Raw genomic sequence first — 26,855 nt, 5'->3', positions numbered from 1 at the left:
AAGGATAAGTCTCACTCCACCGTCAGGGTGCACCCGACGCTGTCGAGCACGCGGCGGATGGGCGTGCACACGCTCAGGCCCTCGGCGCCCGCCTGGTGGAGGCCCACCGCCGCGCCCGCGTCATCCACCACGAGCGCCCCCGAGTCTCCCGGGTGGGTGCAGGGCGTGACGCCGAGCTGGTCTGCGAACCAGAGCACCTGCTCGCCGCCGTCCTCCATGGGGTAGGGCAGGCCGATGGTGAGGTGCAGCGCCGCGATGGTGCCGGACACCTTCTCGCTGGTGGCGCCCACCATTCGCACCGGCAGGTCCAGGGGGACGTCGTCCCTCAGGGTGGTGGGCGTCAGGTCCAGCACGGCGATGGAAGTGCCGAGCAGGCCGGCCCTGTCCGGGCGCACCGTCGCCGCGTCCACGTTGGTGGCGGCCTGCTCCCGGCCGGGGATGAGCGGCCCCATGCGCACGAGCGTGCCGAACCGGGCGGCCGCGAGGCCCCCGTGGTCCCGCGCCTCCTCCTGCGACGGGACGAGCACGCGGTCCCCGGGGACGCCGCGGCCGTAGTTGCCGATGACGTGCGCGCAGGACAGGCCCAGCAACTCGTCCGTGTCGGCGGAGCGCACCACGCACCCCAGCGTGCCGGAGCCGCCCCGCCGGTGGCTGATGTTGAAGCCCGGCAGCACCGGGCGGTCGCCGCTGATGAGCGACTCCAGCCATGGCGCGCCGACCTCGCGCACGTCGGTGGGCACGCGGCCGCGCAGCCCCAGGGCCTCCAGGTTCACGGAGTCGGGAATGCGGCGGCTCGCCGCCACCTTGCTCTTCGGGCGCTTGAGGCGCACCAGCACCTGGAGGGCCAGGTCGTCCACGCGCCCGCGCTTCAGCTTGGGCGCGAAGCACAGGCCCACCACGTTGGGCGCGGTCCACCAGCGCGCATGCTCCTTCGCGAGGAGGGGGGCCACCTCCCGCGTCGCCACGGAGCGGACGGCCATCCGGGCCACGGGCGGCGGGGCCGGGTCCGTGCCGGCGGAGATGGCGTGCACCACGCGCCGCATCTGCTCGGACGTCAGTCGCACTCGCGCTGCTCCGGCTTCTTGTCCGTGCACTGGCCCACCGGGGAGAACCGAGCCTCGGCCTCGGCGACCGCCGCGTCCACGGACTTGTCGCACTCGCGCTTCGCGATGTCGCCGCGGATTTCGAAGAGGCGCAGCACCTCCGTGCACCGCTGCTGGAAGGTCTTCACGCCGTCCTGGAAGAGCGGACGCATGACCGCCGGGGCGAACGAGTAGCCGCTGGCCGTCTGCAGCTGGGACTCCGGGCGGAACATCCACGCCGAGCGCCAGCTGGACGCCACCTGGTCGAAGCGCGCCGAGCCCAGCCACATGCTGGTGGCCGCCTGGAGCGCGACGGGCTCCTTGGGGACGAAGCCCGGGCCGGTGCGGCGGCAGAACGGGCCGATGTTGCCCTCGTTGTCCACGTCCGCCAGTCGCTCCTCGCAGACGTTGTACTCGGCGAAGCGCCGGCCGACGGCGGCCAGCTCTCCCTGCTGCACCTCGCCCACGCGTGGCTGCGTGACGAACAGGTCGATGGTGCGCATCAGCGTGCTGACGGCATGGGGCGGCGGGTTGGCCGTCTCCGCCTGGAGGCCGCCGGTGGAGATGATGAGCACGCGCTCGGCGCCGCGCTGGACGGCCTGGAGCAGCGGCAGGCCGGAGCGCACGCCGCCGTCGAGGAACGTCCCCCGGAAGCGGCCGGCGTTGGAGGGCAGCCACGGCACCGGCTCGGCGAGGACGGGCTCGACGATGGAGGCCACCGCGGCGTTGATGACTCCCTCCACGCGCTGCTGCTCGGACGCCTTCGGGTCGATGTCCTGCGGGTCCTGGTCGCTGATGCCGTAGACGTCGCCGGTGTTGAAGTCCACGGAGACCGTCACCAGCTCCGTGTCGTTGGTGAGCTGCGCGGGGATGACGGCGCCGCGCAGCTTGGCCTGGACGCCGTCGAAGCGGACGAGGCCCCGCAGGTCCGAGGCAATCTTCCATATCCAGGTGGAGTTGACGCAGTACAGGTCCGACTCCACCGAGCAGGTGTAGTTGTCGAGGAGCATCTGCCGGGCCTTCGCCTCCTGGCCGGGCGTGTGGAACAGGTCCACGAGGGTGCTGATGAGCGCGCCGGTGCTGGTGCCGGCGGCCAGGTCGATGCGGGCATCCCCGCAGCCCTCGGGCGCGGGCTTGCCCCGGCACTGCTCGAGGATGCCGAGCAGCCGCCACATGATGCCGGCGCTGAAGGCACCATTGGCACCGCCGCCGCTGAGGACGACGGCGTTGGACGGGCGCCCCAGCTTGCGGCTCCAGCGGCGGGCGCTGATGTACTGCGCTGCGGACTCGGCGCCCTCGAGGATGCCGCGGCCGAGCACGTGCGGGCTCACCGGGTCCTGCAGCGAGTCCTGCAGGGACACCAGCGACTGGGCGATGCCCAGTGCATTGCCGAGGAAGCGCGCGGCGTCCACCTCCGCGGCGGCCGGGTTGATGGGGTCCACCGACTTCGGAGGCGGCGGCAGGCCCCAGAGTGACGCCGACACGGCCTTGTCCATGAAGGTCTGGAAGCAGACCTGGTTGGTGCCGCCGGAGGTCTTCCGGAGGCACTCCACCTGGTCGAGGATGACCTGCGGCGAGTTGCCCATCGCCGACATCCAGCGGGCCACCTCCTGAGGGTCCACGTATGCATCCACGAGGTGCGAGCGCGTCAGGCGCGCCACGCGCTCGCGGGCGGGAATGGGCAGCGGCGCGGACTTGGGCTCCGAGGGCTTGTTCAGCTCGCTCAGGAGATAGTCCGTCCGCAGGAAGCAGCCGCTCACGAGCGTGGTGAGCGCGGCCAGGAACAGCAGGGAGGTGGTGCTCCGGGTCATCGTGTCCCCCGTCGGGAGTCTTCAGGAGGGGACGTGGCCTGGGCGCGCGCGGGCGGCCGGGTCCAGCGGCCCCTTCGCCGCATCAGCTTCGCGTGACGTTAGCGCATGGCTCTGCCGTGGTTGCGCAAAACCCCGTGCCTCCTGTCCGGGGCCGACATACGCGAAGCTCACCGCGAGCCGCTCGGAGTGACTTCGGTGAGGAGTCCCTGCCGGTAGAGCCAGCCCAGGATGCTGACGCCCTGGCGCCATGGCACCCGCCGTGCCCAGGCCGCCGCCAGTTGCGGGAGCGTGAGGCCCTCGCGGAGGCTCTCCACGAGGGAGGCCAGTTCGACGCCATCCAGCCAGGCAACGGGCCTCGCGAGCCGGGGATGGCTGAGCGCCCCGCGCAGCTCGATGACGTCTCCGACGATGCACGGCGTGTCCACCAGGACGGCGTCGCTCGCCAGGCGCCAGCGGCGGTGGGCCAGCGCGTCCTGCGGCAGCGGCGGGGGCTCCGGGGGCGACGGCATGGGGCTCCGTGCGGCGCGGCGCTTCCAGAAGGGCCGGTCCGCATGCGCACGGTGCTCCCCGTAGTACCCGGCCGCCCAGGCCGCGTGCCGCGCCACCGAGTCGCGCTGGTCCTCCCGGTAGAAGCGCAGCGCGGCGGCCGCGTTGCCGGGCCGGACGAGCAGCGTATGCACGGCCACGGCACCGCTCAGCGCGGTCTGCAGGGCCTTCTGCACGCCCGAGGAGGAGAGCGGGTCGATGGAGAAGCTGGCCTCGCCCACCTTGATGCAGTCCTCTTCAATGGGCACCTCGTCCCGGTAGCACGTCGCATCGCGGGCGCGCACGCCGCCGACGAGGCGGGGCGCCGTCCACGCCTCCAGCAGTCCCGAGCCGTCCATCAGCTCCCGGTAGAGCGGCTCCAGCGAGCGCCGTCCGACGCCCCGCTCGCGCAGCAGCGCCGGGTCCACGAAGGCCATGGCGCTGAAGGTGCCATCCGGCAGGTGCGCGCCCCAGGACCAGCCGTCCGGCCCCGCCACCACGCGCGTCTCCGGCCCCTGGCGCCGCTCCCCGCGCCAGTACCCGTGGAGCGCCAGGGTGGGCGCGGAGACGGGCACCTTCCGTCCGCCCAGGCAGCCACTCCGCCCGCCCGCGTCCGCGAGGAACCGCGCCCGAAGACGCGTCTCCCGCCCTTCATGGAGGAGGGGCACCACCCAGCCGCCCGCCGTTCGCTCGGGGCGCCGGGCCGTGGCGGGCTGGAGCACCCGCACGCCAGCGGAGGCCGCAGCGGCGAGCAGCAGCGCATCGAAGCGCCCCCGGTCCACCAGCAGCCCGTCCGCGCCCATGCGCGCGCGCACGGGTCGCGCGGTGGTGTCCTCCCAGCGCACGAGCGCTTCCCGCGCCGGGAGGAAGCCCTCGCTCCGGACGGCTTCGGCCACGCCCAGCACCTCGAGCTGCGGCCACACGCCCGGCGTCAGGGCCTCGCCCACCTGGGGCCGGGGGAAGGCATGGCGCTCCACGAGGTACACCTCATGGCCCAGGCGCGCGAGCCGCAGCGCCAGCGCGGAGCCCGCCGGCCCCCCGCCGATGACGCAGACCTCGGTGCTCGGCCCCGCGTCCAACCCGCTCACCCGCTCGCCGGAGGCAGGCCGAAGTAGTCGGGCCGGGTCTGGGAGAGCCGGCTGTACGCCTCCAGGCAGTAGTGCAGCCAGCCCCGGATGTAGTCGCAGGCCGGCCGTCCCCGCTGGATGACCTCGTGGTGGCAGCCGCCGCCGCACAGGTAGCGCGCCCAGCAGGAGCGGCACGGCTCCTGGCGGTGCACGTGGCGCTCCGTGAGCCATTTCGACTGACGCTCGCGGTCCACGCCGGTGACGAGGTCGCCCATCGCGCCTTCCTCGTCCCCCACGAAGCGGTGGCACGCGGCCAGCTCGCCGCTGGCGGAGACGCCGAGGTAGCCCGCGCCCGCGCCGCACGGATAGGGCCGGTGGGTGCCCTTGTGCAGCTCGCGCATCGCGTTGACCATGTTGGAGAACGGGTAGCGCCGCCCGGCGATGACCCGCCGTTCGAACTCCTGGCCGCAGTCCACCATCTGCTCGAGCATCAGCTCCAGCTCCGTGTGCCCCATTTCGTCGCGGCCCGTGGGGGAGCTGAGCATCGGGGAGAAGCCGACGGCGTGGAACCCCTGCTCCACGAAGGCGTCCAGCGTCTGGCGCAGCTCCAGGTTGCGCGGCGTGACGGTGACGCGCGCGGTGACCTGCATCTGGCGCTGGCGGGCCAGCAGCGGCGCCACATGGGCCATCACCTTCGCGAAGCTGCCCTGGCCTCCCTTGAAGGCGCGCAGCCGGTCATGCGTCTCCTGGAGCCCGTCCAGGCTCACCGTCACCGCGAAGCCGTGCTCCTCCAGGAAGACGGCATCGTCCTCGGTCAGCAGCGTGCCGTTGGTGGTGAGCGACAGCGTCAGCGAGACACCCTTCGCCCGTGCGCCCTCCACGGCCCGCTCCGTCGCGGCGCGGATGACGGCCCGGTTGAAGAGAGGCTCTCCGCCGAGGAACGACAGGTTCACCCGCTCGCCCCGGCCGGCGTCGCGCAGCAGCAGGTCCACTGCCTCCAGCGCCGTCTGCAGCGGCATGTTGCGCGCCGGACCGCCGAAGTCTCCCTGCTGCGCATAGCAGTACGTGCAGCCCAGGTTGCACTTCTGGGCCACCGCCAGCGACAGCGCCCGCACCGGTGGGGTCTGCACGGGCGTGTCGTCGATGAACGGCGCTTCGGAGACGCCCAGCGCCTCCAGCAGCCGCCGCACCTCCGCTCCGTCATGGTCCCGCCGCGCGCGGTCCAGCGCGTCGGAGGCCTCGGCATCCACGTCGAACAGGCGGCTGCCATTCACGACCAGCAGGTGCTGGCCCACCTGCGTCTGGTAGAGGTGCACGTCTGGCACGTGGGGCAGGGACAGCGCGAAGAGCCTGCGTGCCTGGGCCGCGTCCGGGCCGCTCATGCCGGGGGCTCCCCGTCTCCCTCCGGCAGCGGCACCGAGACGCTGTCCCGGCCTTCAATCTGGAAGTGCAGCGACTCCTGCCAGTGGCGGAAGAGGTCGTCGTAGGAGACCAGCCGCGAGTCCGAGCGGTTGTCGAGGATGTACTGCTGGGGCACCTCGGGGCCGCGCTCCTTCTGCATCCAGTTGATGCCGATGCTGGTGCCCTGCGGCCCTTGCTCCACGCTCACGTAGTCCGGGCGACTGGCGGCCCAGTAGTAGCAGGCGCACTCGCGGTAGTCGTTCTGCCAGGGCGAGCACAGCCCCTGTGTCAGCTCGCCGGGCTGCGCCAGCTCCTCGGCGATGACGGCGAGCTGCCCCTGCGGGCCCCGGGCGAAGAAGTGCCGCACCTCCAGGTCCGCCACGAGGAGCTGCTTCTTGTCCGTGGGGATGGCGGCGGGGAGGTCGGACTTCTCCTTGGTGAACTCGCAGCGGACCTTCTTGCCCGCCTTGGCGTGCAGCACCTCCGCCAGGGCGTTGGACCACTCCATGAAGGTGATGCCCTCTGGATTGGCCGAGTTGGTGAGCTGGATGGGGTCCGAGCCGGGGCGCTGTGGGCCCATGACGGGCACCACCAGCGGGTGGCCGTCCACGCGCAGCAGCCGGTGGTGGAGCAGGTGCTCCAGGCCCCGGTCCACCTTCATCACGTAGTTGTCCGCCTCGTGCATTTCGATGCCGACGAAGATGCGGCGCCACACGTTGCGGAAGTCGAACTCCAGCCCGGGGAAGCAGTTGGAGATGGCGGACGAGGGCAGGGTGCCCGGCGGGTTGCCGGCGGCCCTGTAGTGAAGCTGCGCGGACAGGTTCTTCGGGTCGAGCTTCTTCATTCCGTGTCCCCTCCGCTCCGGCCCGGCTTGCCCTGCTTGAACAGCGCCCTGCGCGCGGCCTTGCTGACGGTGTCCACCTGCCGGCGCGTGAGCGCCAGGGTGCGCCCGTCCGCGCCACGCATCATCGCCGGCATCTTCCGGCGCCCCTTGTTGCTCAAGTCCCCCACCTCGTCGTGGCGCCGCAGCACGTCCGAGAACCAGGGCGCCGCCCCTCCCTGCAGCGCGGTGAAGACGTTCTGGTGCAGGGCCTTGATGGTGAGGTTGTCCACCAGCGACGGGGCCATGATGGGCTCGAAGAGTCGGCCGGTGTCCGCGGTGTCCTGCCGCACCATGGTGCTGGCCACGTCCACCTGGCCATTCACCGTGTTGCCGTTCATCACCGCGGTGTTCATCAGCCGGATGGTTTCGAAGGCGCGGCGGACGATGTCCTCGGCTGCCTCCGGCGTGGCGTCCCGCTCGCGCGTCTGGGGCCCGTTCAGCGCCTGGTCCAGGTCATCCGCCACGGTGCGCACCGGGAAGCTGTCCGGCGCGAAGGCCGGCGGCCCGGCGCCGATGCGAGCGAAGGCCTTCAGCGGCTCGGCGGCGCCCTTGAGCTTGAGCTGGACGTGGACCAGTCCGTCGCACTCGTCATCGAAGTACCCACGGCTCTTCCAGTACGCGCCGCTCGGGTCGAACCCGCCCTTCTTGTCTGACGAATAGCCCGCGTAGATTTGGGCCGGCATCGTCAGCTCGGGGCCAGCGCTCTCCTGGTAGCGCGTCCAGTCGCCCTTCTCCGGGTCGTAGAGGATGCGCTCGGGCTGGAGGTTCTCGTCGGGGACGGGCTTGCCGTCGGAGCCCGGCGTCTCCGCGCTGGAGCCGTACACGTGGCCCGCCCCGGGGGTGAAGCGCAGGCGTATCTCCGGGAACTCATCGGTGGGGCGGATGTACCGCACCGTGCCCAATGGCAGCACCTTGCCTTCGCGGAAGTTGCGGCACTGGCCGTCTAGCGGGTGGGCGTCGTGGTCGGAGAAGCGCCCCGTGCTGGCGATGATCTTGTCCCGCTCCTTCCCCGTGCGGCGGAAGATCTTGATGTTGCCTACCCGCACCTCCCACTTCACGTCCGACGGCCGCAGCCCGTGCTGGGCGAGCAGCTCGACGGTGAGCGGCACCAGGCTGTCCTTGTCGGTGACGGCCCAGACCTCCAGGAAGGGCGCCACCGGGCGGATGTGGCCCTCGGGGGACTTGAAGGCGATTTCGGTGGGGAGGAAGGCCTCGGAGATGGCGCCCGTCGCCGGGTCCACGCGGAAGGTGGGGGCGGCGCGCAGGCGCCGGTAGCCGAGCGGGTCCCCGTCCGGGACTTCCAGCTCGTAGTTGTCCAGCGGGTCCGGGGCCTCGCCGAGACGCGCGATGGCCAGCGGGGGAAGGATTCGCAGTTCCTTGATGGTCACGCCAGGTCCTCCGGTGAGGCGGCTCAGGGCTTCGGAATCATCCGTAGGGCGCTCTGCAGCGCCGCTCCGTCCAGGTCCTCCAGGGCCCGGAGGTAGTCTGCGTGCCGGCCCGGGAAGCGCTCGCGCAGCGATTTGTTGAGCTGCAGTGCCGTCTCCAGGAGGTCCCGGTGCAGCCGCCACCGGTCCGGCTCCGTGTCCGGCAGGTCCAGCGTGTACGGCATCTCGAAGGGCGGCGCGGCCACCGCGCCCGAGCCCGACTCGTCGAGCGGCAGCTCCACCAGGATGTTGGAGATGGCGCGCACGTTGTACATCTCACCGAAGGTGCGGTTGATGAGCAGCCCGCGCGGGGTGAGCGCGTCCCCCTGTCCCGTGGCGCCGGCGAGCTGGTACGCGTGCGACAGGTACATCAGCAGCATGCGGTAGCGCACGTTGAACAGGTGGGCCCAGGTGACGGACTCCGGATGGGTGATGACGGTGCTCACGGGAGCCGCCGTCTTCGCCTTCGCCGCGGACAGCCGCACCACCCGGTTGGCGTTGAGGTCCATCTCCGTCTTCGGGTTGATGGGCACCGGCCGCGTGGGCGTCCACTCGCCGTCGGGGAACTGGCGGTAGATGTCCAGGAAGCGGCGGAAGTGGGACTTCTCGTCCGCGTCCTCGTCGAAGAAGAGCGCCTCGCCCTGGATGCCGACGGCGGCCAGCGCGGCGACGGCCTCGTCCCGGTTGCTGACGGGCTGGACGATGACGTCCGGCGTGGCCTGGCGGGGCCCGCCCGTGGACTGCCCCCGCGCGCCGCGCATGTAGCCTCGGCCCCACTCGTCCCACGAGGCCTGGAACGTCGTGGTGGCCGCCTGGAAGTCCGCGTCCTTCACCCACTCGGGGTTGGCGAGCACCTTCTGCATCCGGTCATACAGCACGCCCACGCGGTGCAGCGGCTGCTGCGAGGGGTTGCCCTGCTGCGCGCGCTTCTTGACCTCCTCCGCCTCCGCGCCCTCCCAGCCGGCCGGCATCTCCGCGTAGACGTAGCGGGCCAGCGAGTTCTTGGTGAGCGGCTCCAGGGTGAAGTCGAAGGGGTAGAACTGGCTTCCCCAGGGGTAGTCCTCACGGTCCAGGTTGAGCGGCGCGCCGAGGAGCCGCAGCACGTTCTGCACGGTGATGAGGTGCCCCATCTCCTCCTTGGCGATGCCCAGGATGACTTCCTGCCAGTGCCGCACCCTGTCGCGGTGCTTCGAGGGGACCAGCGGCCCGCCCAGCGAATAGGCGGCGTACAGGTACTGCGCCATCAGCGCGTGCTCCACCTCCGCGGCGATGTGGAGCAGGAGGACGGAGTAGTCGTGCCAGTTGAACTCGGGAGGCAGCTCCGGCTCGCTGCGGAAGAAGGGCTTCACGCCCCGGGCCTTCGGCTCCAACGCGCGGAGCGCCGCCGGCTGCGGCTCGAATCGCAGCAGCGACTCCAGATGCCTGCTCATCCGTGAACGCATGTCCCCTCCCGACATCGTGGATGCGGCGGGCAAACCAGAACATCCTGAATTTCGGATGTCAATTTGGGATGTCTGCCCAAGCCATGTCACGGCGCGGGAGGGTGCCTGGAATTGGCAGGCGTCTGGCGTTGAGCGCCTATGGATAGACTTCGCGGCGAGGGCCCGGCAGGACGGCTCCTTCCGCCTGGATGCGTTGGCGCCGGCTCACGCCCAGCGTGGCGCCCAGCACAGAGGAGACGAGGCCCAGCAGCAAGGCGCCGAAGATGCCCCAGAAGACGCGGCCGGTGGTGTCCGCGGCCTTGAGCGCGCCCGCCTGTACCTGCTGGCCAATCTGGCCTGCTTGTTGTTGGACCTGCCCCTTGGTCTGATTGAATTGTTGTTCAACACGCGTTGCGACGTCCTCCGCGTCCTGACGGGACAGCTTCGTGTTGTCCGCGATGGAGGAGACGAGCACCTCCCGGTCCAGTTTGCCCGTGCGCAGCGCGGTGCTGAGGACGTCGCTGGTGGCCGCCTGGAGTTGGTTGGCGGTGATGGTCGGCTTTCCCTCCTGGGTCAGCCGCTTGTTGATGAGGCCGAGTGCGTCGTTGGCGTCCAGCCCGAAGGTCTTCGCGGCCTCACCGCCCTGCGAGGCGGCGCCCACCACGGCCGTGCCCGCCGCGCCCACCGCCGTCTTGCCGACGCTGAACGCCGCGCCCATCAGCGACGAGAGGGCCATGCTCATGAGGATGACGCCCGCCAGCGTCGTCAGGCCCCAGAGCACGGCGCCGTGCAGCGCGCCGCCGCCCTTGTCCAACCCGCCCGCGGTGCGTGCCGCCACGAAGCCGCCGACGAAGAGGGCGATGAGGGGCGCGACGAGGCTCCAGATGCCGGTGCCGATACCCGCCGACTTCGCGCTGCCCGGGTCGCTCGGGTCCACCGCGGACAGTCCGAGCGCGAGGCCGAGCGTGTAGAGGAGTATCCACACGCCGAGCGCGACGAAGGTACCTCCGAAGATGGCGCTCCAGCTCAGCTTGGAGGGAGCTCCCGCGACGGCTGGAACGACGGTGGGTCTTTCGTTCTCCACGATGGCTGCCATGGTTGCCTCTCCTGCTTCAGGGAGCGCCCGCATGGGAGGTGGACGCTCGGGTCCGAGGCAAAGATGGGCATGTGACAAGGGCCGCAACGCTTCGCTGTCGCCCGGATGTCCATCCGGAGGGGAGGGCGGGGCGGGAGCTCAGCGCAGGCCGAGTGCTTCGATGAGCACCGACTCGCGGGCCACCACGGGCGTGCGAGGCAGCGCTTCGAGGCGGAACCTGCCCACCAGCTCCTCCAGCGTCACCGGGTCGCCCTCGCCCAGCCCGCTCCACGCGGCGAGCAGGCCCAGGACGCGCTCGGGAGGAAGGCCCCGTTCGCGCAGCTCCGCCAGGGCGAAGGCGCCCTCGCGCTTGGCGAGCCGCTTGCCGTCTTCTCCGAGCACCAGCGGGACATGGAGGAAGGACGGCGCGGGGAGGCCGAGCGCCGCGTACAGCTGGAGCTGCCGGGGCGTGGAGGACAGCAGGTCGTCCCCGCGCAGCACGTGGGTGATGCCAGTGGCCGCGTCGTCCACCACCACCGCGAGCTGGTAGCTGGCCACGCCGTCGTTGCGGCGCACCACGAAGTCCCCCACCACCGCGTCCACGTCCTGCGCGTACGGGCCGAGCAGCGCGTCCTCGAAGCGCACCTCGCCGGGGCGGGCGCGGAAGCGGTACGCGGGAGCGCGGGTCCGGGCGCGCTCGGCGGCCTGCGCGGCGGTGAGGTGCGCGCAGGTGCCGGGGTAGCGGGGGCCTTCTTCCGAGAGGCCATGCGGGGCGCTGGCGGCGCGGGCGATTTCTCCGCGCGTGCAGAAGCACGGGTAGACGAGGCCGTCGCGCTCCAGCTTCGCGAGGGCGTCGCGGTAGACGTCGTCGCGCTGGCTCTGGAAGAGGGGCGTCTCGTCCCAGGTGAGGCCGAGCCACTCCAGGTCGCGCATCAGGTCGTCCACGTGCTGTGGCTTGCAGCGCGCGCGGTCCAGGTCCTCGATGCGCAGGAGGAAGCGGCCTCCGGCGGCGCGCGCCTGGAGCCAACCGAGCAGCGCGCTGCGGATGTTGCCCAGGTGCATGCGCCCCGTGGGGCTGGGCGCGAAGCGGCCTCGGAACGGGCTCACGGGCGCAGCAGGAGCTTGAGGGCCGGAGCTTGCGTGAGACGGGCTCACGGGCGGACCAGTGGCTTGCGGATGGGCTGCAGGGGCTTGCGGTCAGGTGTCGGAGCGGTGGGCTTCGGTGCTTCCGGGGCGCGCTCCGCGCTCATGGGGTACGGCACCTGTGAGGGCGGGGGTGCGAAGGCCTCGCCGGGCGCGGGCACCACGGGCAGGGTTTCTGACACGCCGGCCTCCACGCCGCGCGTGGCGACAGCGGCGATGCCTTCGCGCAGCGGTGCGCTGGCCTCCAGCAACTCCGTGTCGACCGACAGGCGGGCCAGGCGGCGCGGCGCCGTGTCTCCAGGAGCGAGGACGAACGCGTCCACCGCGAGCCCCGTCACCGTGCGCGTCACCGTGCCGAGCACCACGAGGTCCGCGCCCGCGGCGCGTCCCAGCGCCGAGGCCGCTTCGAGCGCGGCGGCGTCCAGTCGATTGCTCGCGAGGGCCAGGGCGAGCGCCGCGTCGGGGCCGGTGCCGGAGGGGCGCACCTGCACCACGGCCTGCTTGTCCGGAGCCACCTCCACCACGCCGCCCACCGCATCGCCCGAGGGCAGCACCGAGCGCCACAGGTGCGCGCCGGGAGGCACGTCCGTGACACGCAGGGGAGCGGTGCCCACGGGCCTGCCGTCGAGCGTCACCGCGAGGCCCGACGGAACGGACTCGAAGCGCACGCCGCCGCGAGGTCCGGACTCCTGCGCGGCGCGCACGCGCTCCACCGTCTTCGCGAAGAGGGGGGAGGTGGCGGCGAGCGGAAGATGGCGGTTGGGTGCGAGCGCGAGCGCCTGGGTGAGGCTGGCGGCGGCGTCCGCGTCACGGCCGGTGGCGTAGCGCACGGCGGCGCGCAGGGCATACGTGTCGGCCAGCTCGGAGGCGTCCGTGAGCTGCGCGGCCCCGGCGGCATAGGCGTCCAGCGCGCGGCCCAGCGCGGCCTCCGCGCGGGCGAAGTCGCGGGAGTCGCGCGCGGCGGTGGCCTCCTTCACGGCGTCGCGCGCCACGGTGAGCGGCTCGGTGGTGGGCGCCTGCACGGCGTCGCTTTGCGTGGCGCGGGGCAGCTCGGCCAGCGCGAGGCCCGCCGCGGCATGGACCTCCGCGGCGAGGCGCGCGGTGAGGCGAGGCCCGGTGCGCGCGGGCACGTCGGCGGAGACGGCCTGGAACGAGAGGACGGCGACCTTCACGTCTTGGGCCCGTGCCTTCCCGGGCGCGCCCGACTTCGCGGCCACTGGGAGGGCACCGATGAGAAGGGTGAGTAGGAGCGCGGTTCGAATCATCGTCGGGGAAGACAATAGCCGACGCGGTGGGGCCAGATGGAATGCTGTACGGCGTGAGGGCCCTGGCGGCATGCGCGCCAGGGCCCCCGGCCCGTCCCTACAAGCAGCGTTGCGCGCAGCCCTGGGTCGCGCAGCGGGCCAGGGCCCGGGACGTGTTACCCGAGCCGAAGAGCTCCCAGCAGACCTCCTGGGTTCTCTCCTCCCGAGCGCGCTGCAGGCAGGTGGTGAGCTCCGTGTAGGCCCCCCGGCAGGTGGCGTCCTGCTGGCAGGCGGTGAGTTCGGCGCAGCACCGCGAGCCTACGCAGTCCTGGCACCCCTCGCCCGTGGGCGCGCACACCCAGGTCGCGCCTCCGTCCTTCCCGGGCAGAGGCACCACGCCCCCGTCCAGTGGAGGCAGGGGCACCACGACGCCGCCGTCCCGCCCAGGCAGGGGCACCACGCCGCCGTCCCGCCCAGGCAGGCCGCCGTCCGGCTGGGAGCGGTCCGGGGGAATGACGCCCTCGGGGCTGCCGGCGAAGCGCCAGAGCGGCTCTCCCGCATCGTTGCGCTCGCCGCTCCGGGAGGGGTCGGTATTGATGCTCACTCGGCACGACTTGTGCGGCTCGTCATCGCACTTCTCGATGCGGCCGGAGTCGATGGACGTCCCTCCCTCGCCCACGGTGATGTTCGCATCCGCCATCTCCAGGCCCTTGAACAGGGCCTTCAGCTTGAGCTGGGCGACTGCGTTGAGCTTTTCCGCCAACGACACCGAGCCCCGGAGCACGTACTTGCGCTTCACCACCGAGTCATTGCCCTCGCACCCGCCCGCGCTTTCCGACGTGTGGGTCGCACAGTGCTCGCGCGTCCAGTGCTGCGCCAGGAAGATCTCCTCCACCTTCACGTCCACGCCGACGACGGCGTAGTTCTGGGCCTTGAGCTCCGCGGTGAGCATGCCGGCGAGCTGCATCTGAAACGAGCCGACGGCGCCCCCCAGCCGCGCCGCCTGGATGGCATTCTCCCCGTTGGCGGAGAACACGACGTTGTTGCAGCAGTGCCACTCGGTGGTGAGGCTCTTGTAGCCCGCGCTCTCTCCAGCCCGGCACGAGCGCATCGCCAGGATGCGGCCGCCTTCCGTTCCCGGGTCAATCTCTATCTGACCGCACGAGGCCAGCGCGAGCGCCACCGCCAGCACTCCCATCCTCTGCATCATCGTGCTCATGGGTGCGCTCCTCCGCGGCGGGTGACGGTGTAGAGGACGTGGTCCGCTCGGGCCGCCACGTCCTGGTTGCCCATGTAGGCCCAGGGCACGCGCTGGCCCCTCGCCTCGAGCACGATGCCGGTGGCGGCATCGAAGACGGCCGTGCCCTCGGCGTAGGGGGCGTAGCGCGCCACCATGGGGGCGGTGAGGCCCGCCGGCAGCGAGCCGTGCTTCTCGAGCAGCGCCTTCAGCCCCGCGGAGGGGGCGATGCGCAGCCGGCCCTTCACCTCCACCTCCACCCGGCCCCCGTCAATCTTCCGGATGCGGTAGGTGAACTGCTCCTGGCCCACCAGCGCCTTGCTGGCCAGTGCCTCTGCGTCCTCCGGCCGCGTCACCTGCCATGTCTGGCCTTCCTTCAGGGCTCCGTCTCCCGGCGGGAGGACCGCCAGCGCCAGCAGCTCGTACAGCACGGGCGAGGCCGTGGGGTCCTCCGCGGTGAGTCGCCCGGAGCGGTCCATGCGCCCGGGGAACGGCACCCCCATCTCCGTCACCAGCACGCCCGTGTCCTGGAACTCCAGCTTCAGCTCCCAGTCGCGCGGAGGCTGGGCCTGGGGCGCCCCCGGAGCGTCCTGCTCCCGCACGTCGTACGTCAGCGAGCCAGCTTGCTTCCAGCTCCCCTGGACCTTCTTCTCCGGTGGACACCCCGTGGCGAGCCCTACGACGGCCACCGCCAGGGTCGCCACCATCCCCAGCGACAGCGATTTCCGGATGCCTTGTCTCGTCATGCTTTCCCCCGTCGATAAGTCGGGAAAAGCTAATCCATTCATTCAGTGAGCGACATTTCATGGATGGCTGGTGTTGCTGGTCGCTGTCGTTGTCGACGCGGCCGTAGCCCCGGCGCGGCCATTCGGTGCCAGTCCGCGGCGGCGCTGCTCGGGGCTGGACGATGAGAAACAGCCCCTGCCGCGCAGCTCGCGGTGAGCACCTGACGAATCGCTTCCCCGGGTCCGGCATCCGTGAGAATGCCGCCCTCTGGCCAGCCGTTCCCCAGGCGGGATACCTTCATGCGTTTCGTTCACTGCTCCGACGTCCACATCACCGAGGACTACACCACGCTCCCCCTGCTGCGGCTCGGCTGGCGGCGCTGGGTCGCCCTGCTCGAGCTCTCCCTGGGAGGCCGCGCGAAGCGCTATGTCCGCGCACCCCAGGTCCTCTCCGCCATCGTCCGTGACGCAGAGGCCCACAAGGTCGACCACTTCATCCTTTCTGGAGACCTCACCGCCTACGCGCTCGACGGCGAGTTCGCCGGAGCCCGCAAGGCCCTGGGCCCGCTGGCGGAGGACCCGCGCCGCTGCACCATCGTCCCCGGCAACCACGACGTCTTCACCCCGGGCAGCATCCGCACCGACCGCTTCGCCCGCCACTTCGGCCAACTGCTGCACAGCGACCTCCCCGAGTACCGGCGCGAGGGCCCGTACCCCTTCGTCCGGCTCGTCGGAGACGACGCCGCCGTCGTGGGCCTGCTCTCCACCCGCCGCGCCCCCCTGCCTGCCTTCCCCTACGGTGAAATCGGCGAGGCCCAGCTCGAAGGCCTGGCGGCCCTGCTGAAGGACGCTCGCCTGGACGGCCGCGCCGTGCTCGTCGTCGTCCACCATGCGCCGCGCAACCGGAAGGGCGGCGCGGACCGGTGGAACCACGGCCTGCGGGACGCGGACGCCCTGCTGCGCCTCTTGCCCGGCCCGCGCTTCGCCGTCCTCCACGGCCACATCCACCAGCGCTACCACCACCCGGCCACCGCCGACCGGCCCCACCTCTTCGGCGCCGGCTCCTCCACCGAGGCCGGCCACGAGGGCTACTGGGTCATCGAAGTCGCGGGCGGAAAAGTGGTGGGCGGACAGCCGCATGCGCCCTCCCTGTGACAGCACGGCCGAGCGGCGGTAGAAACCCGTTCCATGCCGAACGCGCCGCACCCGCAGCCTTCGCCCAGCGATTTCACCCTCGAAGAATACAAGGCCCTGCGCACCCTCCAGCGCGCCGTGGATGACCTCCTCGAGGAGAGCCTCCGCGAGCGGGAGACGCTCACCCAGTCCTTCCGGCGCTGCTTCCCGCCCATCCTCAAGCTCACCGGCGCGCGGGCCGTGGCCATCACCACCCGCGACGAGGAGTTGCTGGAGCAGACCTGGAGCGAGGGCGACTGGGGAGACCGCTTCCCCGGCTCGCTCCTGGAGGGCCCGTCCGGCGTGAGGCGCATGGAGGGCGACACGCTCGTCACCCAGGCGCTGGACGTGGCCGGCACCCGCGTGGGCACCTTCGGCATGCTCTTCCCCGGGGACCTCACGGCGCTGGAGGCCTCGGCGCGCGCGCTGCGCGTGCTGGACACCGTCGCCGAGCAGCTCGACACCGTGTTGTGCCTCGTGCACACCGCGTCGGAGAAGCACCAGCTCATCATCCAGTGCAACGCGCACCTGGCCAACCCCGTCTTCGAGGCGGGCATGGACCAGGCGGTGCTGACGCTGGCGCAGCGCGTGCGGCTGCCGGGCTTCCTCCTGCTGTACCGCGACGCCGTGCAGCCCCAGGTGCTGCACTACCGCACCTACCGCAATGGCTACCTGGAGTTCGAGAGCGGCGAGCAGCCCAGCCCCGCGCTGGAGAAGGCCATCCGCCAGCACGGCCCGCGCCTGCTCGCGAGCGAGGAGTCCGCGCTGCGGCAGCTCTTCGGCGGCCGCACCACCGAGGCGGTGCTCATCTCCGGCGCGGCCTCCAGCGAGCCGCTGGGAAAAATCGTCATCTGGAGCGACGCGGGCTTCTCCGCGTACTCCATGGACCTCATCCGCGTGTTGGCTTCCACGCTCAGCCAGCGGCTGCTGGACTACAACCGCGAGCGCATCCACCTGTCGCAGTTCTTCCCCAACTCCGTCATCGACGCGCTGTTGCAGGACCCGAACTACGCCCAGCACCTGCGCGCGCAGGACCAGGAAGTCGGCATCCTCTTCGCGGACATCAACGGCTTCACCCGCATCTGCGAGCAGGGCTTCGACAGCCCGCGCAACATCGGCCGCTTCGTGGACGAGTGGAGCGAGCGCGCCGTGGGCTGCATCTGGGAGCACGGCGGCGTGTTCGACAAGATGGTCGGCGACTGCGTCATCGGCCTCTTCGGCCCGCCCTTCTTCAAGTCCTCGCGGCTGGAGCGCACGCAGGCCGCGGTGCGCGCCGCATGTGACATCCAGGCCTTCACCGCGTCACTCGGCGCGCGCGAGGAGATCTCGGCGCTGTGCCAGCGGGTGAAGCTGCCCGGGCTGGGCGTGGCCGTGGGCGTCAACCTGGCCAACGCCAACTGCGGCCTCTTCGGCCCCAACCGGCAGTACACGGCCTTCTCCAAGGGGATGAACCAGGCTGCGCGCCTGCAGTCGCTGGCGGGCTTCCGCGAGACGCTGGTGATGGAGAGCGTGCGCGAGGTGCTGGGCACGTCGCGCGAGCCCTTCTTCCAGGGGCTGCGCTTCGGTCCGTTGACGGAGACGCCGGTGAAGAACGTGGCGCAGCCGCTGCGCCACTACCAGCTGGAGTCGCTCAAGCCGTGAGCTGACGGCCCGGGCGCCTGTCGCGGCTCAGGCCTTGAGGTGCGGGGCCGCGTAGCGCCGGGAGAAGTGGATCCACCGGCGCTCGTCCACCTCCACCTGCCACTCGGAGTTGGGCGTCAGCGGCATGCGCTGCTTGAGGAAGCCCTCCAGGTGGTCCGCGGCCTTCACGGGTGTGAGGCCGGGCGCGCGGAAGGCGACGTGCAGGTAGACGTCCAGCGTGGCGCCTACGTCCACCGAGGCACAGACGCGCAGCGTGCCTACGCGGCGCTGGTAGACGGCGTTCTGCCCGGGCCATGCGGCCGGGTCCAGTTGCGCCACCGACAACCAGTTGGACGGCTCGAGGATGAAGTCGAGCAAGTCGCTGCTCGCCTCGTCCAGCGTTGCGTGCTCCTGGATGGAAAGCATCGCCCACCTCCCCGGGGAAGCCGATGGAAAGAATGTGCCCACGTCCATGTCGCGTGCAAGGGCCCCCCGCCGCTTTCCCCGGGCGTGTCCGTCACCGACAGGACGCACACACGTGGGTGTGGGGCAGGGCCCGCACCTTCGAATGTGTCAGAAGCGCTCCAGCGCGCGCAGCTCGTCCGCGGTGAGCTTGACCGATGCGGCGGCGACGTTTTCCTCCAGGTGCTTGACGGAGGAGGTGCCGGGAATCGGGAGCATGACGGGCGAGCGGTGCAGCAGCCATGCGAGCGCGAGCTGCCCCGGCGTGACGCCATGGCGCTTCGCCGCCTGCACCAGCGGGCTGGTGCTCCCCGTCAGCGCGTTGGCCGCGAGCGGGAAATACGGGAGGAAGCCAAGTCCCTCGCGCTCGCACTCCGCCAGCACGTCGTCGCTCTGCCGGTCCGTGAGGTTGTAGCGGTTCTGCACGGAGACGATGGGGACGAGCTTCCGCGCCGCGCGAAGCTGCTCCACGGACACATTGGACAGCGCGACGTGGCGGATCTTCCCCTGCTCGCGCAGGCGCGCGAGGGTGCCCACGGACTCCTCCAGCGGTACGCGCGGGTCCACCGTGTGGAGCTGGTACACGTCGATGCGCTCCACGCGCAGGCGCTTGAGGCTGCCCTCCAGCGCACGGGTGAGGTGCTCGGGCCTGCAGTCGCGCTGCCAGTCGCCGGGCCCGGCGCGGGTGAGGCCGCCCTTGGTGGCGATGACGACGCCGGCGGGGTACGGGTAGAGCGTCTCGCCGATGAGGCGCTCGGACACGTCGGGGCCGTACGAGTCCGCGGTGTCGATGAGCTGCACGCCCATTTCCACGGCGCGGCGCAGCACGGCCTTCGCCTCGGTGGGGTTCTTGGGCTCGCCCCAGATGCCCTCGCCGGTGATGCGCATGGCGCCATAGCCCATGCGGTTGACGGTGAGGTCGCCCAGCTTGAAGGTGCCTGCGGCGGCGGCGGTGGGAGTCGTGGACAAGGCAATCCTCGCGGGTTGGGCGGAGAGAAGGCCGCGCACGTTAACGGACACGGGTGACACCCGCCCGTCGTTCCCACCCTGCCCTCAAGGGCTGGTCGGAAGTGAACGGCGTGAGCGACGCTCCACGGTGGACTTGAGCTGGCCGCAGCCCGCGTCGATGTCGATGCCCCGGCGCTGACGCACCGTGCTGGGCACCGCATGGGACGTCAGGACGTCCTGGAAGGCGCGCACGGACTCCGGGCGGCTGGGCCCGCCGTCGTAGCCCACGGTGGGGTTGAGGGGGATGACGTTGATGTGCGCGTCCATGCCGTGCAGCAGCTTCCCCAGCGTGTGCGCGTGCTCGGCCGTGTCATTGCGGCCGGAGATGAGCGTCCACTCGAAGAAGATGCGGCGCCTGCGTTTCTCGCTGTAGTAGCGGCACGCGTCCATCAATTCGTCCAGGGGCCAGCGGCGGCCGGCGGGCACCAGCGCGGCGCGCTCGGCGTCGGTGGCGCCGTGGAGGCTGACGGCGAGCTGCACGGGGCGCTCCTCGTCCGCGAGCCGGCGGATGCCGGGCACCACGCCCACGGTGCTCAGGGTGATGAAGCGCGGCCCCATGGCCAGCCCGAGCGCGTCCACCAGCACGTCCACCGCGGCCATCGTCCCCTCGTAGTTGTGCAGGGGCTCGCCCATGCCCATGAGGACGACGTTGCGCAGCGACTCGTTGGACTCGCGGAGGATGCGGTTGACGTGCAGCACCTGGCCCACGATTTCGCCGGGCGTCAGGTGGCGCGACAGGCCCATCTGTCCCGTGGCGCAGAAGACGCACCCCATGGCGCAGCCGGCCTGCGTGCTGATGCACACCGTGGCGCGGCCCTTGAAACGCATGAGCACCGTTTCAATCGTCTGCCCGTCGTCGAGCTTGAGCAGCAGCTTGTGGGTGTGGCCGTCGCTGCTGAACGTCTCGGTGTGCGTGGCGAGGTGGCCCAGGCGGGCCCGCTCGCGCAGGGCGGCCTGGAGGTCCGGGCGCAGCCCCTCCACTTCGTCCAGCGAGCGCACCTGCTTGCGGTACAGCGCGGTCCACACGAGGTCGCGGTAGTAGGGGCCAAATCCCCAGCCGGAGAGCAGCTCACCCAGCGCGGGGCGCGTGAAGTCGTACAGGTTGGTGGGCGTGTCGGACGGCATGGCCATGGACGGAGATAACACACCCGGCGGGGGGCATCAGCCGGTCGCGAGTTTTGGAGTCCGGGCCCCGGAGCCGGGGCCCCGGAGCCCGGGCCTGGAGCGCCGAGCGGGCGGGCTGGCGGGCCCCGTCGTCCGCCTGCCGGGGAATGAAGCCGTGTCCACCTTGAACCCATATGGGTCTGGCCATCCAGCAGGAGGAGTTCCGCCCGGACGACTACGAGCGCTTCTCGCGGCGGCTGAAGGAGAGCCTGGAGGCGCTGCGCGCGCTGCTGGCGCGTCCGGGCTTCGGGGTGGGGCCGAGCACCATCGGCGCGGAGCTGGAGCTGTTCCTCGTGGACGCGGCGGGCTTCCCGCTGCCCATCAACCGTCAGGTGCTGGCGCAGACGGTGGACCCGCGGGTGACGCTGGAGATGGACCGCTTCAACCTGGAGCTCAACCTGCGCCCGGGGCCGCTGGCCGGCAGGCCCTTCACCGCGCTCGCGGCGGAGTTCGAGGACACGCTGCGCGAGGTGCGGCGCGCGGCGGCCACGCAGGGCGCCCGGGTGGCCGTCATCGGCATCCTCCCCACGCTGCGCGAGGCGGACCTGGGCAGCGGCGCGATGACGGGAGTGGCCCGCTACCGCGCGCTGTCCGCGGCCATCCGCCACCGCCGCGCCGCGCCCTTCCACGTGTCCATCCGCGGCGAGGACACGCTGGCGCTCGCCTGGGACGACGTGACGCTGGAGGGCGCCAACACGTCGCTCCAGTACCATCTGAGGGTGGCGCCGGGTGACTTCGCGCGGGCCTACAACGCGGCACAACTGGCCACGGCGCCGGTGCTGGCGGTGTCCGGCAACTCGCCGCTCTTCCTCGGGCACCGGCTGTGGGACGAGACGCGGGTGGCGCTGTTCCGGCAGGCGGTGGACGACCGCGGCGAGCCGGGCGAGGGCGGCTTCCATCCGCACGCGCGCGTGTCCTTCGGGCACGGCTGGGCTCGCGAGGGGGCGCACGAGCTGTTCGCCGAGGCGGTGGCCCTGCACCCGCCGCTGCTGCCCGTGGTGGGGCGCGAGTCGCCGCTGGAGTGCGTGAGGGCCGGAGGGCTGCCGGGGCTGGACGAGCTGCGGCTGCACCAGAGCACGGTGTGGACGTGGAACCGCGCCATCTATGACCCCAAGGACTCCGGCCACCTGCGCATCGAGCTGCGTGCCCTGCCGGCGGGCCCCACCGTGGTGGACATGGTGGCCAACGGCGCCTTCCTGCTGGGCCTGACGCTGGCGCTGGCGGAGCGGGTGGACGCGCTGCTGCCCGCGCTGCCCTTCGTCCACGCGTACGGCAACTTCATCCGGGCGGCGCGCCAGGGGCTGGACGCGGAGCTGCTCTGGCCCGCGGACGCGGCGCCCAGTCCCAGGCCGGTGCGGGTGGTGGAGCTGGTGCCCCGGCTGCTGCCGCTGGCGCACCAGGGATTGGTGAGGGCCGGTGTGGACGCGGCCGACGCGGACGCCATGCTGGGCATCATCGAGCGGCGCGTGGCGCTCGGGCGCACGGGCGCGCGCTGGCAGCGGCTGGAGCTGGCGCGGCTGGAGGCGCGGATGCCCCGCGCGGACGCACTGGCGGCGATGCTGGAGCGCTACCTGCACCACGCCGACTCGGGCGAGCCCCTGCATACCTGGCCGGTGGAGTAGGCCGGGCCCTCCGTCAGGGGGCGGATTGCAGGAAGGGGCACGGGCCGGTGAATATCCGCCCGCCTGCCACGTCAGCGGGCTGGCGGTACTCCCGCGCAGCCTTCCGCTCACCTCCCGGCCGCTCATGGTCCGACTCCTCCGACTGCTGCCCTTCCTGTTGCTGTGCGCCTGCACCTCCCTGCGCGGCCGTGCCGATGACCTCGCCCGAAAGGGGCAGTTCGTCGAGGCCGCCGCCATCTACGACGACCTCGTCCGCAAGAGCCCCTACGAGACGGAGCTGGTCTCCGCCCGCGATGACCTGCGCTGGAAGGCGCTGGAGCAGCTGTTGGGCAATGCCCGGCGCTACCGGCTGGAGGGACGCGACGAGGACGCGGAAGCAGACCTCCTGACCTTCCTCAACCACCGCGTCCAGTGGAACTCGCACCTCAATGGCGCGCTGGAGAGCTCGCTGCTGGAGGAGATGGGCGGGACGCACCAGCACCTGCGCACGCTCATCGGCGCTCCCGCCCAGAATGGCCACGCGCTGACGGCGGAGGAGTCGCTGATTCGCAAGCGGCCGCTGCTGGCCCACCGGGAGATGGTCGTCATCCAGCGGGAGATGGAGAACGCGGTGCTCCAGAGCGGCAAGGACGCCTGCCAGCGGCTGCGCACCGTCAGCACCGAGGACACCCCGCACTGGAAGGAGCTGGTGTTCCGCTACTGCGCCCACTGGCGCGAGTACGCGCCCCAGCCGCCCGCGGCCCCGGAGCTGTTCGGCCCCGCCTCGTTCGAGGGCGACATCTCCGGCCTGGACGAGGCCCAGGTGAACCGGCTGCGCGAGCACCTGACGCGCGCCTTCGAGTCCTCGCCCTGGTTCTCTCCCAACGCCACGCCCCGGCCGGACTTCACGCTGGCGGGCCGGTTCTCCACGCAGCGCGACAGCCAGTCCGTGGAGCTCACCGCGCCGTACACGGAGCAGGTGCCATACACGGACCACGAGGACCGCACGGAGACGATTACGGAGCCCTATACGGAGGAGGAGGAGTACACGGACGAGAAGGGCGAGACGAAGAAGCGCACCGTCACCAAGACGCGCACGTACACCCGCACCTTCACCGTGGAAGTCACGAAGTACCGCGACGTGGCGAGGACCTTCGAGTACCACGCGCTGCGCCTGTCCGTGGACCACCGCGTGGCCCTGTCCTCCTCCGGCATGCTCGACGCGCGGCGCGGACCCCTCACGGCAGTGCTACAGGACCAGTTCTCCGAGTCCGGCTACGAGCACGACGTCTCCTTCTCCGACGCCAACGTGTCGCCCCAGCACGTGTCCTTCACGCCCCCGCACGCCTGGCTCGAGCAGCGCATCGCGCAGCTGGGGAGGGTCTTCTCCCAGCGGCTCGTGGAGCACTGGCGCGAATCCTACTGCGCCCCGCCCACGCTCACATTGGACGACGCCGCCCGGTGTGCACGCGCCGGTGCCGCGCTCCCCACTCCTGCTTACCGTGTTCTCTCCGAAGTCCTCGGAGATGACGCAGCGCGAGTGCCTCAACTCTTCGCGTCAGACTGAGAAGTCAGCGGCCCGGCGGAGACTCGCCGGTGTCATTCAGGACTGTGTGGATTGTTGAGGAAATCTGACGTGAAATACCCACGAGTTCGGGCCTGACGTGGTGTCAAGCCCGCCCTCTCGTAGGACATTTCCAACCAGAGGACCGTATGCATCCAACCGAAGTCCGTAGTCGTCTTTCCCGAAGGACCGTCGCGCTGCTGTGGATGGCTTCTTCCCTGGCGTTTGCCGGGTGCGGCGAGGCGGGCGGGGCGGAGGCCTCCGGCGGTGCCGAGCCGTACGCGACGGAGTCGCAGCGGCTGGACGAGAGCGGTGACGAGGGTGTCTCCAACGACCGTCGCATCATCGTGTACCAGACCCCGACGCTGCAGCTGTACGCGGTGGACAAGAAGGGCAACACCGAGCTGCTCGCGGAGCGCAGCGGCGCGCCGGTGGTCTCGCCGGATGGCCGCGAGGTGGCGTACGCGAAGCTGCCGAACTCGTGGAGGGCGGGCGACCCGGTGACGCGCGCGGAGCTGCACGTGTACAACACGCGCACGGGCGACACCGAGCGGCTGACGCAGGGCAATGACGACACCGAGCCGGTGTGGACGCCGGACGGCAAGAGCCTGCTGTTCCAGTCCAAGAAGCGCTCGGGGATGGAGTCGCTCTGGAAGGTGAAGAAGAACGGCAACGCGCTGGAGCAGGTGACGAACGAGGACTGCTCCACGAGGAACAGCCCCTCCTACATCCCCAACCCGCTCTCGAGCGAGACGGTGGAGTGGGATGCCGACCGCCGCATCATCGTCTACACCACCACCACCAGCCTGACCGACAGCGAAGTGCGCGTCATCCGCTTCGACCGCGCGCTCAACGTGGAGGAGGCGTACAGCCTGGGCGTGGGCTACGCGCCGAAGTGGACCGACCACGGCACCGTCGTCTTCCAGCGCAACGTGAACGGCCAGGTCGTCACCATCGAAGTCAGCGTGGACTGAGTGGCAGTGACGCGGGGCCGCGAGGCAGCGCCGCCGCGTGCGGAGATGTGAAGCAGGGCAGCAATGCAGTGGGATGAAGAGCAGTGGCCGCAGGCGGGCCGGCGCGGAAGCAGCGGAGCGCAGGCGCCCGTGGGGAGGGGCAACGGAGGCCCTCCCTCGCCGCGGCCGGCTTCATCTCTCGTCGTGAGGCACGTGCGACGTCGGGGCGCCCGGAAGGTCGGGCCTCAGCCCTCGTCCTCGGTGCCCCGGCGGAGGCCGAGCATGCGCCGCAGCTCGCGCGCGGACTGGCGGCTCACCTCCACCGCGTGGCCCCGGACGGTGCGCGCCAGGTAGCCGCCCGTGTCCAGCGGCTCCAGCCGGGTGACGTGGGACAGATTCAGCAGCGCCCGGCGGTGGACGCGGTGGAAGCGCTCCGCGGGCAGCTTCTCCGCCAGCTCGTTGAGGGTGAAGTCGGTGAGGAAGTCGCCCTGCCCGGTGAACACCGTCACCAGCTCGTCCTCCAGCGCCGCGTGCGAAATCGTCTCCGGGTCCACCAGGACGATGCCCTGTCGCGTGGGGATGGGCAGCCGCCCCAGTCCGCGCGCGGCCGGGAGTGACGCCGGGGCCTTCTCGGTGCCGGGGGCCGGTGCCTCGCGCCCGGACTCCTCCAGCCGGGCGCGGGCGCGCTCCAGCGCCTTCTGCAGGCGCGCGGGCTCGACGGGCTTGAGGACGTAGTCCACGGCGCCGTGGTTGAAGGCCTCCACCGCGTGCTCGGCGTGGGCGGTGCAGAGGATGACGCGAGGGCGCCCCTCCGGCATCAGGGCCAGCGCGTCCAGGCCGCTGAGGCCGGGCATGTGGATGTCCAGCAGCACCACGTCCACGCCCCCGGCGCGCACGGCGGTGAGGACGGCCTCTCCGTCCGCGGCCTCGCCGCACAGCTCCACATCCGGAAAGGCGGCCAGCAGGCGGGACAGGCGCTTGCGGGCGAGCAGCTCGTCATCGGCGACGAGGACGCGCAGTGTCGGACTCACGTGACGACTCCAGGCAGGGGGCCCGAGCGGGGCAGGATGACGGTGACGCGGGTGCGCTCTTGCGCGCTCTCGAGCGTGAGGCGGGCCCTGCCGCCATAGGCCAGGGCCAGGCGGCGCTCCACGGTGGGCAGGCCGGCGCTGCCCTCGCGGGGGCCCTTGGAGGCGCCGGGGTTTTCGATGGCCACCTCCACCTCGCCGTCGCGCACGGTGATGTCCAGCGACAGGCGGCCCCGGTGGCCGGCGGCGGGGCCGTGCTTCACGGCGTTCTCCGCGAGCGGCAGCAGCACCAGCGGCGGGACGGGCACGTCCCCCGCGCCGGAAGGAACGTTCATTCCGAGCTGGAAGAGGTCCGGGTCTCTCAGCAGGTGCAAATCGAAGAGGGTGCGGACGAGCTCCAACTCCTGGGACAGGGGCCAGGTGGCGCTGCGCACGCCGGCGAGCACGGAGCGGAGCATGGTGGACAGCCGCAGCACGGCGGCCTCGGCGACGGCGCCGTCCTCGCGGCACCACTCGGCGATGGCGTTGAGGGTGTTGAAGAGGAAGTGCGGGTCCAGGTGGCTGCGCAGCGCGAGCAACTGCGCCTGCTCCGCCTCCAGCGCGAAGCGCGCGGCGCGGGCCCGCTCGCGCACCAGGCTCTCCTCGAAGCCGATGTCCCGGCCCAGGCCCCAGCCGCCCACGAGGAAGAGGGCGCCGCACACCGCGAGGTTGAGGCGCTGGGTGAGGAAGGTGGGCCCCATGCCGAGCAGCTTCGGCAGCACGAAGCCGGAGGTGAGCACCACGCCGCTGCCCACGGTGCAGTACAGCAGCAGGCGGATGCCGCCGTGGCTCAGGTCCAACCCCTCCGGGAAGAGGAAGCGGTAGGAGACGGGCGCCACGGCCACGAACATCAGGCACATCAGCACGCCCAGGTACACGGCCAGCGGCTCGCGACTGAAGCGCACCTGGGCGGCCACGAGCGGCGCGGCCACCAGGAGGATGGGCAACAGCCTCCGGGGCTCCACGAGGGCCCGCCACGTGGCACGGACGATGGATGCTTCCGACTTCTCCGACATGCGCCAGCGGGAGCCTACCCCGCCGGGGCGCTCAGCGCGCGGGGCCCTCCTCCAGCTCGGTCTCCATGACGTCCAGCACCATGCTGCCGGCGAGGACGATGGGGAAGAGGAGGATGGCGGCGAGGACGAGGAGGGGGGAGGGGAGGGCAAGCATGAGGGGCTCCTGACTCCGGGAAGCATGCCTTTGCA

Annotated in this window: 23 protein-coding genes; 5 read left to right on the top strand and 18 right to left on the bottom strand. The window is 71.5% G+C overall.

What is annotated here, in order from left to right:
• Positions 1-11: 11 nt before the first annotated feature.
• From OV427_RS12475 to OV427_RS12420, 12 genes are all read right to left on the bottom strand, one after another.
• Entirely contained in the window at positions 12-1,064 is a 1,053-nt protein-coding gene (locus OV427_RS12475) for a hypothetical protein (RefSeq protein ID WP_267856309.1), read from the bottom strand.
• Positions 1,055-2,893, bottom strand: a complete 1,839-nt coding sequence (locus OV427_RS12470) for a patatin-like phospholipase family protein (RefSeq protein ID WP_267856308.1) — start codon at positions 2,891-2,893, stop codon at positions 1,055-1,057. Before OV427_RS12470 ends, OV427_RS12475 begins: the two co-directional genes overlap by 10 nt.
• Positions 2,894-3,060: 167 nt before the next feature.
• Positions 3,061-4,506 carry an NAD(P)/FAD-dependent oxidoreductase gene (locus tag OV427_RS12465; protein WP_267856307.1) on the bottom strand — a complete coding sequence of 482 codons (1,446 nt, stop codon included), beginning with the start codon at positions 4,504-4,506 and terminating at the stop codon, positions 3,061-3,063.
• A complete protein-coding gene (locus tag OV427_RS12460) occupies positions 4,503-5,867 on the bottom strand; it encodes a radical SAM/SPASM domain-containing protein (RefSeq protein ID WP_267856306.1) in 1,365 nt (454 codons plus the stop codon). Before OV427_RS12460 ends, OV427_RS12465 begins: the two co-directional genes overlap by 4 nt.
• Positions 5,864-6,730, bottom strand: coding sequence for a hypothetical protein (locus OV427_RS12455; protein WP_267856305.1), 867 nt, complete (start codon positions 6,728-6,730; stop codon positions 5,864-5,866). The genes OV427_RS12460 and OV427_RS12455 overlap by 4 nt, the downstream gene beginning before the upstream one ends.
• Positions 6,727-8,157, bottom strand: coding sequence for a hypothetical protein (locus OV427_RS12450; RefSeq protein ID WP_267856304.1), 1,431 nt, complete (start codon positions 8,155-8,157; stop codon positions 6,727-6,729). Before OV427_RS12450 ends, OV427_RS12455 begins: the two co-directional genes overlap by 4 nt.
• A 23-nt stretch (positions 8,158-8,180) precedes the next feature.
• Positions 8,181-9,635, bottom strand: a complete 1,455-nt coding sequence (locus OV427_RS12445) for a ferritin-like domain-containing protein (RefSeq protein ID WP_267856303.1) — start codon at positions 9,633-9,635, stop codon at positions 8,181-8,183.
• Positions 9,636-9,771: 136 nt separating this feature from the next.
• Entirely contained in the window at positions 9,772-10,710 is a 939-nt protein-coding gene (locus tag OV427_RS12440; protein WP_267856302.1) for a hypothetical protein, read from the bottom strand.
• 138 nt (positions 10,711-10,848) lie between these two features.
• The gene (gene gluQRS / locus OV427_RS12435) at positions 10,849-11,796 is read right to left on the bottom strand and encodes a tRNA glutamyl-Q(34) synthetase GluQRS (RefSeq protein WP_267856301.1); all 948 of its coding nucleotides are present in this window, start codon (positions 11,794-11,796) and stop codon (positions 10,849-10,851) included.
• Between the two features lie 44 nt (positions 11,797-11,840).
• Entirely contained in the window at positions 11,841-13,004 is a 1,164-nt protein-coding gene (locus tag OV427_RS12430) for a PEGA domain-containing protein (protein WP_267856300.1), read from the bottom strand.
• Between the two features lie 190 nt (positions 13,005-13,194).
• Positions 13,195-14,295, bottom strand: coding sequence for a hypothetical protein (locus OV427_RS12425; RefSeq protein WP_267856299.1), 1,101 nt, complete (start codon positions 14,293-14,295; stop codon positions 13,195-13,197).
• Positions 14,292-15,059, bottom strand: a complete 768-nt coding sequence (locus tag OV427_RS12420; RefSeq protein ID WP_267856298.1) for a hypothetical protein — start codon at positions 15,057-15,059, stop codon at positions 14,292-14,294. The genes OV427_RS12425 and OV427_RS12420 overlap by 4 nt, the downstream gene beginning before the upstream one ends.
• A gap of 279 nt (positions 15,060-15,338) precedes the next feature.
• On the opposite strand from OV427_RS12420, the gene OV427_RS12415 reads away from it, so the two are divergent.
• Both OV427_RS12415 and OV427_RS12410 read left to right on the top strand, forming a co-directional pair.
• Positions 15,339-16,193 (top strand): metallophosphoesterase family protein, encoded by an 855-nt coding sequence (locus OV427_RS12415; RefSeq protein WP_267856297.1) that lies wholly within the window; start codon positions 15,339-15,341, stop codon positions 16,191-16,193.
• Between the two features lie 33 nt (positions 16,194-16,226).
• On the top strand, positions 16,227-17,852 hold the full coding sequence (locus OV427_RS12410; RefSeq protein ID WP_267856296.1) for an adenylate/guanylate cyclase domain-containing protein: 1,626 nt from the start codon (positions 16,227-16,229) through the stop codon (positions 17,850-17,852).
• Positions 17,853-17,879: 27 nt separating this feature from the next.
• On the opposite strand, the gene OV427_RS12405 is transcribed toward OV427_RS12410, so the two are convergent.
• The 3 genes from OV427_RS12405 to rlmN all read right to left on the bottom strand — a co-directional run bounded on the left by OV427_RS12405 (position 17,880) and on the right by rlmN (position 20,426).
• Entirely contained in the window at positions 17,880-18,257 is a 378-nt protein-coding gene (locus OV427_RS12405) for a hypothetical protein (RefSeq protein WP_267856295.1), read from the bottom strand.
• 147 nt (positions 18,258-18,404) lie between these two features.
• Positions 18,405-19,262 carry an aldo/keto reductase gene (locus OV427_RS12400; RefSeq protein WP_267856294.1) on the bottom strand — a complete coding sequence of 286 codons (858 nt, stop codon included), beginning with the start codon at positions 19,260-19,262 and terminating at the stop codon, positions 18,405-18,407.
• Between the two features lie 84 nt (positions 19,263-19,346).
• The gene (gene rlmN, locus OV427_RS12395) at positions 19,347-20,426 is read right to left on the bottom strand and encodes a 23S rRNA (adenine(2503)-C(2))-methyltransferase RlmN (protein WP_267863416.1); all 1,080 of its coding nucleotides are present in this window, start codon (positions 20,424-20,426) and stop codon (positions 19,347-19,349) included.
• Between the two features lie 173 nt (positions 20,427-20,599).
• On the opposite strand from rlmN, the gene OV427_RS12390 reads away from it, so the two are divergent.
• From OV427_RS12390 to OV427_RS12380, 3 genes are all read left to right on the top strand, one after another.
• Entirely contained in the window at positions 20,600-22,087 is a 1,488-nt protein-coding gene (locus OV427_RS12390; protein ID WP_267856293.1) for a glutamate--cysteine ligase, read from the top strand.
• 124 nt (positions 22,088-22,211) lie between these two features.
• On the top strand, positions 22,212-23,633 hold the full coding sequence (locus OV427_RS12385; RefSeq protein WP_267856292.1) for a hypothetical protein: 1,422 nt from the start codon (positions 22,212-22,214) through the stop codon (positions 23,631-23,633).
• A gap of 203 nt (positions 23,634-23,836) precedes the next feature.
• Positions 23,837-24,604 carry a TolB family protein gene (locus OV427_RS12380; RefSeq protein WP_267856291.1) on the top strand — a complete coding sequence of 256 codons (768 nt, stop codon included), beginning with the start codon at positions 23,837-23,839 and terminating at the stop codon, positions 24,602-24,604.
• Between the two features lie 224 nt (positions 24,605-24,828).
• Here OV427_RS12380 and OV427_RS12375 read toward each other — a convergent pair whose 3' ends face one another.
• Genes OV427_RS12375 through OV427_RS12365 form a run of 3 tightly spaced genes read right to left on the bottom strand, consistent with a single transcriptional unit; the run spans position 24,829 to position 26,820 of the window.
• Positions 24,829-25,614: a LytR/AlgR family response regulator transcription factor gene (locus OV427_RS12375; RefSeq protein WP_267856290.1), complete on the bottom strand. Its 786-nt coding sequence runs from the start codon at positions 25,612-25,614 to the stop codon at positions 24,829-24,831.
• Positions 25,611-26,666, bottom strand: a complete 1,056-nt coding sequence (locus tag OV427_RS12370; RefSeq protein WP_267856289.1) for a sensor histidine kinase — start codon at positions 26,664-26,666, stop codon at positions 25,611-25,613. The genes OV427_RS12375 and OV427_RS12370 overlap by 4 nt, the downstream gene beginning before the upstream one ends.
• 31 nt (positions 26,667-26,697) lie before the next feature.
• Complete coding sequence (locus OV427_RS12365) at positions 26,698-26,820, bottom strand: hypothetical protein (RefSeq protein WP_267856288.1); 123 nt, start codon at positions 26,818-26,820, stop codon at positions 26,698-26,700.
• Between the last annotated feature and the right edge of the window lie 35 nt (positions 26,821-26,855).

The organism is Pyxidicoccus sp. MSG2 (genome assembly GCF_026626705.1).
In the GTDB taxonomy this organism is placed as follows: domain Bacteria; phylum Myxococcota; class Myxococcia; order Myxococcales; family Myxococcaceae; genus Myxococcus.
This window is presented reverse-complemented; position numbering and strand designations above follow the sequence as displayed.